This window comes from Eubacteriaceae bacterium ES3, assembly GCA_030586155.1.
In the GTDB taxonomy this organism is placed as follows: Bacteria; Bacillota; Clostridia; order Eubacteriales; family Eubacteriaceae; genus Acetobacterium.
The window spans coordinates 896,413-909,157 of the sequence record CP130741.1 but is presented as its reverse complement, the minus strand read 5'-3'; the positions used below and the strand labels follow the sequence as shown (position 1 = coordinate 909,157).

The 12,745-nt window shown below is 40.9% G+C and carries 9 protein-coding genes; all 9 read right to left on the bottom strand.

Going from position 1 to position 12,745, the window contains the following annotated elements:
- Nucleotides 1-191: 191 nt before the first annotated feature.
- Nucleotides 192-347, bottom strand: a complete 156-nt coding sequence (locus Q5O24_04150) for a FeoB-associated Cys-rich membrane protein (protein ID WKY48515.1) — start codon at nucleotides 345-347, stop codon at nucleotides 192-194.
- A gap of 73 nt (nucleotides 348-420) precedes the next feature.
- Nucleotides 421-2,442, bottom strand: a complete 2,022-nt coding sequence (gene feoB, locus Q5O24_04145) for a ferrous iron transport protein B (protein WKY48514.1) — start codon at nucleotides 2,440-2,442, stop codon at nucleotides 421-423.
- A gap of 66 nt (nucleotides 2,443-2,508) precedes the next feature.
- On the bottom strand, nucleotides 2,509-2,730 hold the full coding sequence (locus Q5O24_04140; GenBank protein WKY48513.1) for a FeoA family protein: 222 nt from the start codon (nucleotides 2,728-2,730) through the stop codon (nucleotides 2,509-2,511).
- Nucleotides 2,731-3,038: 308 nt separating this feature from the next.
- Nucleotides 3,039-5,852, bottom strand: a complete 2,814-nt coding sequence (gene uvrA / locus Q5O24_04135) for an excinuclease ABC subunit UvrA (protein ID WKY48512.1) — start codon at nucleotides 5,850-5,852, stop codon at nucleotides 3,039-3,041.
- A 1-nt stretch (nucleotide 5,853) separates the two neighbouring features.
- A complete protein-coding gene (gene uvrB, locus Q5O24_04130) occupies nucleotides 5,854-7,827 on the bottom strand; it encodes an excinuclease ABC subunit UvrB (protein WKY48511.1) in 1,974 nt (657 codons plus the stop codon).
- Nucleotides 7,828-7,963: 136 nt separating this feature from the next.
- A complete protein-coding gene (locus tag Q5O24_04125; GenBank protein WKY48510.1) occupies nucleotides 7,964-9,163 on the bottom strand; it encodes a S41 family peptidase in 1,200 nt (399 codons plus the stop codon).
- A 341-nt stretch (nucleotides 9,164-9,504) separates the two neighbouring features.
- Nucleotides 9,505-10,656, bottom strand: a complete 1,152-nt coding sequence (locus Q5O24_04120) for a peptidoglycan DD-metalloendopeptidase family protein (protein WKY48509.1) — start codon at nucleotides 10,654-10,656, stop codon at nucleotides 9,505-9,507.
- Between the two features lie 15 nt (nucleotides 10,657-10,671).
- Entirely contained in the window at nucleotides 10,672-11,589 is a 918-nt protein-coding gene (ftsX, locus tag Q5O24_04115) for a permease-like cell division protein FtsX (protein WKY48508.1), read from the bottom strand.
- Nucleotides 11,579-12,268 carry a cell division ATP-binding protein FtsE gene (ftsE, locus tag Q5O24_04110; protein WKY48507.1) on the bottom strand — a complete coding sequence of 230 codons (690 nt, stop codon included), beginning with the start codon at nucleotides 12,266-12,268 and terminating at the stop codon, nucleotides 11,579-11,581. The genes ftsX and ftsE overlap by 11 nt, the downstream gene beginning before the upstream one ends.
- Between the last annotated feature and the right edge of the window lie 477 nt (nucleotides 12,269-12,745).

The window sequence follows — 12,745 nt, the reverse complement described above, 5'->3', positions numbered from 1 at the left end:
GCTTTCACCTGTTTCTGACATGGCAATCTGTTTAACAAGGTATTCATCTTTATGCAACTTAAAAATGCAGGACTGTATCCCAAAGAAAAATACAAATCCTGCTTTTTTATTGTTCTCAAAGATTGCTCCTGACCTTAATCATATCTCATCTTGTTCTGGTCAAATAATTTTTTTATAAGGCACCAGACAAATTAATGCTTTTTCTTATCGCCCGCTGAACAGCTTGAACAGGCTCCACCTTTACAACCCTCACAGGAGAAATCGCCATTTTTCATTTTCACAAATTTTCTCACTAAAATATATGCCGCTGAGCCAATAATTACTGCTGCAATTAAAAATGTTGCCATTACTTTCTCCTTTGCTGTTAATCTCTTTAAAAACCTTTTAAATCTACCACGCTATTATTGCAAATATCTGTATTTAGACCAATAGCCGACTTAAAACCTGATAAGCAAGCAGAGCCACCAGATAAGCCATTCCCATCTGATATGCCAGAGCAAATAAAAAGTCGCGCCAATTCCCCAATTCTTTTTTCATGGTGGCTATGGCGGCCATACAAGGGGACGCCAATAGTACAAAAATCATAAAACTAAAGGCCGAAGCCTGGGTAAATAAACTGCCAATTGACAACGTAAAACTACCTTCAGCCCCGGATAAGAGAACACTCATCGTCGAGATAATCATCTCTTTGGCCGCCATCCCCGAAAGCAGTGATACTGATGCAACCCAATTACCAAATCCTAAAGGGGTAAAGATTGGTGCGATCAGTTTACCCAATCCGGCTAAGATGCTTTCATCAGCTGCCGATACCATTGTCAGTCCAGGAGTAAAGCTCTGTAAAAACCATAGAACTACTGACGCTGCAAAAATAATCGTTCCTGCTCGAACAAAAAACTCTTTTATCCGTTCCCAAACTTGTGACATGGTGTTTTTTAGCTTGGGAATCCGGTAAGGCGGCAGTTCAAGCAGGTATGAGGAACGGGCCCCCCTAAACCAGGTTTTTGACAATATAAAAGCAGAAAGAAAAACGGTCAGCAAACTGACCAAATAAAGGCCAAAAACCATTATCGATTGATATGTGGTAAAGAAAACAGAGCCCATCAGCACATAAACCGGCATTTTTGCTCCGCACGACACGAAAGGCGTGACAACAGCTGTTAATTTTCGTTCTCTTTCATTTTCCAGAGTACGGGAGGCCATAATGCCAGGAACCGAGCAGCCCAAACCCACCACCAATGGTATAAATGATTTTCCAGATAATCCAAAACGGCGAAATACACGGTCCATCATAAATGCCACTCGCGACATATAGCCGCTGTCTTCAAGCAAAGCAATAAAAATAAATAATACGAAAAGCTGTGGTATAAAAGTCAGAACTGCACCTACACCGGCAACTATTCCATCATTAATCAGCGAATTCAGCCAATCAGCTGCCCCAACTGCTAATAAAAGATTGTTTACCAAGACGACAACCACATCATTAATAAAAGTTTCGATCAGGCCAATAGTAACCTCACCGACCAGGGTGATAGAGACATAGTAAATAATAAACATAATCAGAAAAAAAATCGGAAGTGCCGCGAAACGGTTCATTAAGACTTTATCCAACCGATCCTGAAAGGAAATCTGATTGTCTCTTGTCGAATGACTTGCACCTTTTACTTTATCAGTAATGAATCGATAACGGTAATCAGCAATTGTCGAATCAACATCCTGCCCCGAATAAGCGGTAATTTCTTCTCTAACTTTATCAATCAGTTCAATCAAATCCTGATTCTCTGAAAAATGGGTCAGCAGTTCTTCATCTTTTTCAGCCAGTTTAACAGCCCTAAAAACCGGTGGCGTATCGGGTAATATTTGAGGAAACTGATCTTTTAACGCTTGATCAAAGACCTCCAATGATTTTTTTATCTCTTCTGGAAAAACACTGGGATAATGGCTTTTTCCACCTTGCTTGAGCATACTTTCCATATTTGTTATCAGTGCCTGAATCCCAGTTTCTTTCTGTGCCGATATCTTTACAAATGGAATGCCAAAAGCGGCTTCCAATTGGGATATCTCCAACTCGATCCCTTTTTTTTCAACCACATCCATCATGTTAAGTGCGCTAAGAATCGGGCATCCCAATTCCATCAGCTGGGTGGTCAGATAAAGATTGCGCTCAATATTTGAAGCATCGATTATGTTTATGATCAGATCTGGTTTTTCTTCCAAAATATAGTTTCTTGTAACAATTTCATCCATCGAATAAGGTGCCAGGGAATAAATCCCCGGCAAATCGACCAGATTGATGACTTCTTTGGAATTCCTGATCCTGCCTTCTTTTTTTTCGACGGTAACGCCCGGCCAATTGCCGACATAGAGATTACTGCCTGTCAGACAATTGAATAATGTTGTTTTTCCTGAGTTCGGGTTCCCCACCAATGCCACATTATAATTCATGTCATCCTCTTTCACTGACGAACCCACCACCGAAACGGTAGTGGGTTCAATGGTTTACTTATTTTATTACGATATATGAATATTCTGTGCATCTTCTTTACGAAGACTTAAAGAATAACTTCTAAGCCGAATTTCTATGGGATCTCCAAGCGGTGCCGTTTTATTCACTTCAATCTCAACACCCGGTGTAACACCCATATCCATCAGTTTCCGGCGCATCAGACCTTCTACCGTAATACAATGAACACAACCTTTTTGACCTGGTTTTAAATCTTTTAGCGTTCCCATATGGATTTCCTCATCTTCTGTCGTTTTACAAATCCTAGTTAATTTGTTAGGTTTAGTATACTCTTATTGAAAACCATTGTCAATTAGATTTTTCTAACATCAGGTTTTTTTTAACTTTTTCTTAAACCATTAAAATATTTGCAGTAAATCAAGCCTGCAAACATCCAATTGTCATAATTTTAAAAAAAGTCTGTTCACCTTCGTATAACGAAAATATTTGTAAAACTGAAAAAACTGTCAGGAAAAACTAAACTTAATCAGTTTTCCATAACAGCTTTTAGAATTCATAACATTGCTTGATTCAGACATTATCCTTTGTTAATCAGCTTTTTGAGATATTGTCCAGTATACGATGATTCAACGCCAGCAACTTCCTCAGGAGTCCCTGTCGCCACAATAGTTCCTCCAGCATCTCCACCTTCCGGTCCCAAATCGATTAGATGGTCTGCGACTTTAATCACATCCAACTGATGTTCGATTATTACAACGGTACTGCCACTGTCAGCCAGACGATGCAAAACCTCGACCAAGCGATGGACATCAGCAATATGAAGTCCAGTTGTTGGTTCATCCAAAATATATAATGTTTTTCCAGTATTTTGTTTGCTGAGTTCAGTTGCCAACTTGATCCGCTGCGCTTCGCCACCGGATAACTGGGGTGAAGGCTGACCCAACTTCAGATAGCTGAGTCCCACATCATTTAAGGTCTGAAGTTTCGTCCGTATCCGCGGCAAATTTTTGAAAAACTCCAATGCTTCTTCAACCGTCATATCCAGCACATCAGCAATATTTTTACCTTTATACTTCACTTCCAGTGTTTCACGATTATAGCGCTTACCACCACAAACTTCGCAGGGCACATAAACATCCGGTAAAAAGTGCATTTCAATTTTTAAAATCCCGTCACCACTACACTTTTCACAACGACCGCCTTTAACATTAAAACTAAAGCGCCCTTTCTTGTAACCCCTTGTCTTCGCTTCTGGAAGCCGGGCAAAAAGATCACGAATCAAATCAAAGATACCGGTATAGGTTGCCGGGTTGGATCTTGGAGTTCGCCCGATTGGAGACTGATCGATATCAATCACTTTATCGATGGCATCAATCCCTTCCATCGCTTTAAATTTCCCAGGCTTCTTAATGGACCTTGACAAGTGCTGTGCCAATCCTTTATAAAGAATTTCATTTACCAGGGTGCTTTTCCCCGAACCGGATACGCCGGTTACACAAACCATTTTACCAAGAGGAAAGGAAATCGTCAGATTCTTTAAATTATTTTGGCTGGCACCGGTAATTTTTATCGCCTGACCGTTGCCTTCCCGACGTTTATCCGGCAGAGGAATAAATTTCTTCCCACATAAATACTGTCCGGTCATCGACTCCGGATTTTTCATAATGTCCTCAAGGCTTCCCTGAGCAACTACCTGACCGCCGTGAACACCAGGTCCTGGCCCAATATCCACGATATGGTCGGCCTCTTCCATGGTTTCCTCATCGTGCTCCACGACAATCAGTGTATTCCCCAAATCAGTCAGTCGACGCAGCGTCTTTAAGAGTTTCTGATTATCCCGCTGATGCAAACCTATACTGGGCTCATCAAGAACATAAAGTACACCTACCAGACCGGACCCAATCTGGGTCGCCAGACGAATTCGCTGTGATTCGCCACCTGACAAAGTTCCAGCGTTGCGTGAAAGGGTCAGATATTCCAGCCCCACATTGGACAAAAACTGAAGACGAGCATTAATTTCCGCAAAAATCGACTCTCCGATCAGGCGTTCAGTTTCTGTCAACTCCAAACCTGAAAAAAAACAAAGTAAATTCCCCACTGACATATCCGTCAGCTCAATAATATTTTTATCCTGGACGGTCACCGCCAGGCTGGTTGGATTTAAGCGTTTGCCTTTGCAAGTAGGACAGGGAATTTCCGACATATACTTGTTAATCAGCATCCGCATCCGTTCAGAAGTGGTTTCCATATAACGTCTTTCCATGTTATGAATCAGACCTTCGAATTTTGAAGTGTAGGTGCCTGAAAATTTTCCTTCGTAGGCAATTTCCAGCTCTTTTTCACTTCCATAAAGAAGCTCATTTATAAAAGCTTCCGGAGCCTCTGCTATAGGAGTATCCATTGAAAAATCATGTTGTTCAGCCAATGCTTTTACAAGGTTATAATAATACTTAGAATCGCTTTTTAAGCCAAAGAACTTAATCGCGCCACCAGAAATCGATAATCTTTTATCTGGAATCAGCAGATCCGGATCAATTTCCCGGTGAAAACCCAAGCCATGACAATCAGGACACATTCCAAAAGGATTATTAAAGGAAAAGGTTCTTGGTTCCAGGACGTCCATGGCAATTTTACAGTCAGGGCAGGCCAGCTTTTCACTGAAAAGATGTGATTCTCCGTCGATAATCTGAGCAATTACCATTCCATTTGCATGTTTAAGTGCTGTCTCCACCGAATCAGTCAGACGCTTTCTGATTCCTTCTTTGGCAATCAGACGGTCTACGACGATTTCAATGCTGTGCTTCCTGTTTTTATCCAGTTCTATCTCATCGGTTACTTCCATTGCTTCACCATCGACTATAAGTCGAAGAAAGCCTTCTTTTCTGATCATCTCAAGGGTTTTTTTGTGCTGACCTTTTTCACTTCTGACAATCGGTGAAAGAATCTGGTATTTGGTTTTTTCAGGATAGGCAAGAATTGTATCAACAATCTGGTCCACTGTTTGAGATTGGATTGGCTTTCCGCATTTTGGACAGTGCGGAATCCCAATTCGAGCATATAATAACCGAAAATAATCATAGATCTCCGTCACTGTTCCGACTGTCGAACGGGGATTTCGATTAGTTGTTTTCTGATCAATAGAAATGGCTGGTGACAAGCCGTCAATACTTTCAACATCAGGCTTTTGTGTCTGTCCTAAAAACTGTCTGGCATAAGAGGATAAAGACTCCACATATCGTCTCTGTCCTTCCGCATAAATGGTATCAAATGCCAATGAAGACTTGCCCGAACCACTGAGACCAGTCAGAACCACTAACTGGTCACGGGGGATTTTCAAGTCAATATTCTTTAAATTGTGTTCTTTTGCACCTTTTATTTCAATGTATTTCATATTACTCAACTTTCTTTAAGCGTGAAATTTCATCACGTATCTGTGCCGCTTTTTCAAATTCCAGCGCTTCTGCGGCTGAAAGCATTTCCGCTTCCAAATTTTTAATCAGATCAGCAAGTTCATGAGGATCCATTTTCACTTCATAAGCCGCGGGCTCCTCAGCCACTTTAGTCGCCTCAATAATCTCATGAATCTCTTTTTTTACCGATTCCGGTGTTATTCCATGAACCAGATTATACTCACTTTGAATTTTACGTCGCCGGTTGGTTTCATCAATAGCCCGTTTCATCGACGGCGTAATTTTGTCGGCATACATTATAACATGGCCATCAAGATTTCGTGCTGCCCGGCCGATGGTCTGGATCAGCGATGTCTCCGACCGTAGAAAGCCTTCCTTGTCGGCATCCAGAATCGCAACTAATCCTACTTCCGGCAAATCCAAACCCTCACGCAGGAGGTTAATTCCTACCAGGACATCAAATTCACCGACTCGCAGATCTCTTAATATTTTCATTCGTTCAATAGTATCAACGTCAGAATGGAGATAATTCACCCGTTCACCATTTTCGTTGAGATAGTCAGTCAGGTCTTCGGCCATTCGTTTTGTCAGCGTAGTTACCAGGCTGCGGTGGCCTTTTTTTGTATTCTCGCGAATTTCCCCCAGCAAGTCATCAATTTGCCCAGTTACCGGTCGAATGATGACCTCCGGATCAATTAGGCCGGTAGGCCTGATAATCAGTTCCACTTCCTGCTGACTATGTTCTTTTTCATAATTGCCCGGTGTTGCTGATGTAAAAACGATTTGATTTATTTTGCCTTCAAATTCCTGAAAATTCAGAGGGCGGTTATCATAAGCTGATGGCAGTCGAAAACCATAATCTACCAGATTCGATTTACGGGCGCGATCCCCCGCATACATACCCCCAATCTGAGGTATGGATACATGGGACTCATCGGCAAAGATTAAAAAATCATCCGGAAAGTAATCGATCAGGGTATAGGGCGGTGAACCTACAGGGGCATTATTGATATATCGGGTATAGTTCTCGATCCCGTTACAGTAACCCATTTCTCGAAGCATCTCGATATCATAATTAGTCCGCTGAAGAATCCGCTGAGCTTCCACTAACTGATTCTTTTCTGTGAATTCATCGTATCGCTGTCGGACCTCAGCTTGAATTCCCTTGATTGCCCGTTCTAGATTTTCCGGTGTTGTGGTGTAGTGGGAAGCTGGAAATATCGAGGCATGATTAAGTTCTCCATAGATTTCTCCCGTCAAAGTATTGATTTCCGTAATCCGCTCTATTTCATCGCCAAAAAACTCCAGACGGATTGCTTTCTCCGAAGATGCCGCAGGGAAAATTTCCAGAATATCTCCTCTAACCCGGAAATTATTTCGCTCAAAGGCAATATCATTTCGGGTATATTGAATATCCACTAATTTCCTGATTATTGCATCACGATCCTTTTCCATCCCCGGTCTTAAGGAAAGAACCAGATTTTCATAATCGATGGGACTCCCCAGACCATAGATACAGGACACACTGGCTACCACTATCACATCTTTTCTTTCGAATAAAGAAGCCGTGGCAGAATGCCTGAGCTTATCAATCTCATCATTAATTGAAGAATCCTTTTCAATATAAAGATCTGAATGGGGTACATAGGCTTCCGGCTGATAATAGTCATAGTAACTGACAAAGTATTCCACCGCGTTTTCCGGGAAAAAACTGCGAAACTCATTTGTCAACTGAGCCGCCAGTGTTTTATTGTGAGCAATAACCAGGGTCGGTTTCTGTACCGCTTCAATGACTTTAGCCATCGTATAAGTTTTCCCCGAACCTGTCACACCAAGCAGTGTCTGATATTTTAGACCTTTATTAATGCCATTACTGATTTTTTCAATCGCCTGGCCCTGATCTCCTTTGGGCTCATATTCAGAAATAACCTTGAATGCTTTATTAGTATCTTCCATTAACCCTCCCCTAATAATATAAAACAGGCTTCAGCAGCATAGCTGCTAAAGTCTGTCAATGATTTCCGCTATCTGTACTGCAGCGTAGTTGATTATACCACAAAATATTTTAATAATGAAGAACGATTATAATTTATTAAGATATTTTCTGATTGACTATTTCCAGAGCTTTTTGTAACTGAACATCCTCTTCGTCGGTAAAATAGTTATTCATCATATAATCACTGGCTTCGATCACTACGTCCGGCTCCAGACCGATGCCCTGAATGTTTCGCCCATTGGGCGTAAAATATTCAGAGTTAGTTACTTTAAACCCCCCTTCGCCGTCGAGCCCTTTGATGATTTGGACAACACCCTTACCATAAGTGGTCGTTCCTACTAATGTGGCTGCCTGGGTGTCCTGCAGAGCTCCAGCCAGAATTTCCGAGGAACTGGCAGACCCTCCATCAACCAGTACTGCCATTGGCAAATCCAGTTGTTCGGTGTCGTCAGACTTATAATCTGTACGGTTTCCATCTTTATCTTCGGTGTAAACGACAATCGTTTCACCCAACAAACGATCAGCTATATCCACTGCAATCTGAACGTTTCCGCCAGGGTTTGATCGCAAATCAATCACCAATCCTCTAATATTCTGACTTAATAATTCATCAAGTTGTGAATTAAACTCATCAGCTGTATTGGATGCAAATTCAGTAATTTGAATGTAACCAATCCCGTCAATCACTCTGGAATCAACCGTCAGAGTTTCAATACTGCTTCGCGTCAGGGTAAAGTCCAATTCCTGACCATCTCTGGCAATTGTAATTGTGACCTGAGTATCGGCCTGCCCTCGTACCCTTGACACGACCTCATCAACACCTAGTGTTGTTACATCTTCACCGTCAACACCAATAATCTGATCACCAGTCTGAATTCCGGCATCGTCAGCAGGTGTTCCTTTCTGGGGGGCTATCACAAAGGTATGCTGGTCTTCATCCTCTGTAACCACCACACCAATTCCTTCATATATCCCAGTAGCAGAAGCTAAATATGAATTATATTCTTCTTGTGTAAAGTAAGCGCTGTAGGGATCATCCAGACTTTCGAACATTCCCTTAATCGCTCCTTCCATCAAAGTATTGCTGTCCACATCATGATAGTATTCTTCCTCGATCTGATTCTTTAATGCGAGTAATTTGATAATTCCGTTTTTAGTTTCTTCATCATCTACCGTTATTAACATCCGATTGCCAAAAATCAGAGTGCCCGAAGTTGCTAAGGCAAAAGTAAAAACATTTGTCAGTACTAAAATGACCACAACAACGATAAACCGCTTTTTATTGCTTTTTTCCATGCTTTATCACCCTATTGATTAATTTATTTGCAGTTTGTTATATTGAGATTGCTGCGCCTCGTCGCGGGCTTCGCCCTATACTTGGCCGTGCACTCGGTTTCGCTGCGCTTCACCTCGTCGCGGGCTTCGCCCTATGTAAGACCGTGCACTCGGTTCCGCTATGCTTCACCTCGTCGCGGGCTTCGCCCTATGTAAGCTGTCGCCAATGATTTATTTTGAAAACGCGCTTTCAAAACAAATCATTGGCGACAGCTTACGCACGGCTTCATTTTTCACGCAAAACAGGAGAAAGAATCATGATTCTTTCTCCTGTTCTTTAAAATTATTCTACATTTTTACTCTTAAAAATATCCTAAAGGATCAACATAACTACCGTTTTGAAGGACTCCAAAATGCAGATGAGCTCCTGTAGAATCACCGGTTGAACCGACATAACCAACGACATCACCTTTTGATATTGTTTGTCCTGATGAGACAGCAATACTGCTCATGTGTCCATATAATGCCTGAACACCATTGCCCATGTCAATAATTACACAATTTCCATATCCACCGTTCCATCCGGCCGAAATAACTGTCGCATTACCCATCGCATGAATTGGTGTACCGCTTGGGGCCGCACAGTCTACGCCGTAATGGGTTAGGTATGTGCCCCAAATTGGGTGAAGTCGAGTTCCAAAGAAATCATCGCTGGCTGTCGGATAATAACCCGGCACTGGCCATTGATAGGTCCCCTCAGTCGGGGTAAATGAATAGCTCCCACCGTTTGAAGCCTGCTGCTGCAGAGCAGCCTGAATCTGCGCCTGAATATTAGCAGCATTAGTCGCTTCTGCATCTACAATTGCCTTGTATTGTTCGATTAAGGCCTGGTTCTGAGCCAGCAACTCATCTTTCTGTGCTTTTATACTTTCCTGTTGGCTTAAGGCTGTCTCCTGTTCGGTTTTCTTTTCAACAACTGCCTCACGATCAGCTTCGATGCTTTTTTTCTTCTCATCGATTTCTTTTCGTGTCGCTTCCAGAGCATCTAAAGAATCTTTATCAGATTCAACAATATATCGGGACATATCTACTTTTGTTATAAAATCTGAGAAATCAGTGGCATTAAACAAAAATTCCAGAATACTGCCATTACCATACATATACATGGTTCGAACCCGTTCATTCATTGCATCTTCCTGTTCGGTCAATTTTTCCTGAATGACTTCAAGTTCTGCTTCTGTTTTCGCAATTTTTTCTTCTAATGCTTTAATTTCCGCGGTCAGACCATCAATCACACCATTTATTCGGGTAATTTCTTCATTTGCTTTAGTAATCTCCGCTTCAATACCGTCAATGGTAGATTGTGTCAGATCCACCTGATATTGTGCTTCTGCCTGCTTCTGCTGACTTTCTTCCAACTGTTCATCCAGGGTTGCTGCATTGACCGCCGGACTTAAGACACTTAAAACCATCGCTATGGTCAGAAAGATACTGCTTACTTTTCTTCTTAACATTGAATCCCCCAAACCTTATACATCTAAGAATTTTCTGATTGCAAAAACACTACCAACCGCACCAATGATTCCCCCATACAAGAGGAAAAAGATGATCAGTTGACTTAATACCGTTGTCGGTGAAGCTAATTGAGCATCAACCGGTAAAAATGAACTTGTACCGATAATACCTAGAATGTAAAAATATGTTACTCGGATAACCATATAGGCAATGACTGCACCAATTACACCGAGAAATAAACCTTCCAAAATAAAGGGGGTCCGAATATAAGTATTGGTTGCACCCACATATTTCATAATTCCAATCTCACGCCTTCTGGCAAAGACCGTTAACTTGATGGTGTTGTATATAATAAAGATGGAAATCAGTGAAAGGACGATCAGGACCCCAATACTTAAAGTATTAGTGAAGTTATTGAAACTGATCAGTACTTCGACATATTCCTGTCCATAACGAACATATTCCACACCTTCGCCTTCATACTCCATCGCCAGTTCCTGTACTGCTTCCAGATCCTGAGGATCCTTAACTTTTACGATAAACGAGGCTGGCATAGGATTATTTTCAGAATTATAACCACTTAATAAAGGCGCATAATCTTCAAGACTGACGGTAAATTTCTCTAAAGCTTCCTCAGCACTTTCAAAATCAACCGACTCGATCATATCGCTTTCATCAAAAGCTTCTTCAATTGTATCCTTTTGCGAATCAGTAAAGTCTTCCTGTAGAAATACTGTCAGTTCCAGTTGAGATTCAATATCCTTGGTTACTTCTTCAACATTGATTGTCAAAATTAAGAAAATTCCTAGAATCAAGAGAGCCGCAACGACTGATACCACTGATGCCGCACTCATTAAATTGTTACGCTCAATACTCTGGATGGTGTCCCTTAAGATATTTTTAGGCATTGTTTTAAATGAACTAAACCTCATAGCCGTACCTTCCTGTTGCATCATCAATAATCAGGCAACCATCTTCAAGGGTTAGAACCCTTTTCTTCATCACATCAACGATTTCCCGATCATGGGTTACGACTACAACTGTTGTCCCCCGACGGTTGACTTCTTCCAAAATCTTAATAATTTCATAGGAGGTTTCTGGATCCAAATTTCCAGTTGGCTCATCACAAATCAGAATGGTCGGATTATTGATAATCGCTCTGGCAATTACCACACGTTGCTGTTCTCCCCCCGATAATTCATTTGGATAATGGTTAATACGATGAGTAAGTCCAACCATTTCCAGTGCCAGCGGAACACGCTTAGCAATCTGTTTCTCTGATTTACCGATGATTTCCATCGCATAAGCCACATTTTCATATACACTTTTTGATTCAAGTAATCGGAAATCCTGAAATACTACACCAATTTTTCGTCTTAGATAAGGAATCTCTTTTTTTGAAAGTTTGGCTATACTATAGTTATTAATCAGGATATCTCCAGAAGAAACATCCACTTCTCTTAAAAGCAGTTTGATGAAAGTTGATTTTCCAGCCCCGCTTCGCCCGACTAGAAAAACAAACTCGCCTTTATCAATAAAAAGACTCACATCTTTAAGTGCTTCACATTTGTTTTTATCATAACCTTTTGTTACATTTCTAAATTCTATCATTTTCTACCTCTTTACGGCCCTCTTAAAAAATTAGACGACTCGTATTATCCACGATAAATTTAAATTTTTCCTTAAAATTTGTTTTTTTGGAATACAAAATCCAAGACTACTCCAAACTAAAATGAAAATTTAAACATTGCCGTTTCATTACCGAGTATTATTCTAACACATTTTATCTTGTATTTCATTAAGAAAATAAATATTTTGTAACAAATGTAAACTAAAACTGTACTTTTCAGCAATTTTGAAACGTAAGACAGTGAAATTGTTAGTGCACTGCCCTAATGAAAGCCTTTATAGCTATAAAATTTCTATTCTCTATGTTTTGGTAACAGAGATATTTCAATTTTTCTTAAATCATACTGAAAAGTTTACCTCTTATAGCTCAAGTCATTCGATTATCTTTACTTTTTGCCGTGCTGCACTCGGTGTTTTCCAAACACCTCGTTTAGGGCTTCGCCCTATAAAATTAGAGCC

Bases quoted from the DNA above. Each gene is read 5' to 3' on its own strand.
- ftsX (WKY48508.1), bottom strand. From the start codon at position 11,589: ATGAGGTTTAGTTCATTTAAAACAATGCCTAAAAATATCTTAAGGGAC.
- uvrB (WKY48511.1), bottom strand. From the start codon at position 7,827: ATGGAAGATACTAATAAAGCATTCAAGGTTATTTCTGAATATGAGCCC.
- Q5O24_04120 (WKY48509.1), bottom strand. From the start codon at position 10,656: ATGTTAAGAAGAAAAGTAAGCAGTATCTTTCTGACCATAGCGATGGTT.
- Q5O24_04125 (WKY48510.1), bottom strand. From the start codon at position 9,163: ATGGAAAAAAGCAATAAAAAGCGGTTTATCGTTGTTGTGGTCATTTTA.
- ftsE (WKY48507.1), bottom strand. From the start codon at position 12,268: ATGATAGAATTTAGAAATGTAACAAAAGGTTATGATAAAAACAAATGT.
- uvrA (WKY48512.1), bottom strand. From the start codon at position 5,852: ATGAAATACATTGAAATAAAAGGTGCAAAAGAACACAATTTAAAGAAT.
- Q5O24_04150 (WKY48515.1), bottom strand. From the start codon at position 347: ATGGCAACATTTTTAATTGCAGCAGTAATTATTGGCTCAGCGGCATAT.
- feoB (WKY48514.1), bottom strand. From the start codon at position 2,442: ATGAATTATAATGTGGCATTGGTGGGGAACCCGAACTCAGGAAAAACA.
- Q5O24_04140 (WKY48513.1), bottom strand. From the start codon at position 2,730: ATGGGAACGCTAAAAGATTTAAAACCAGGTCAAAAAGGTTGTGTTCAT.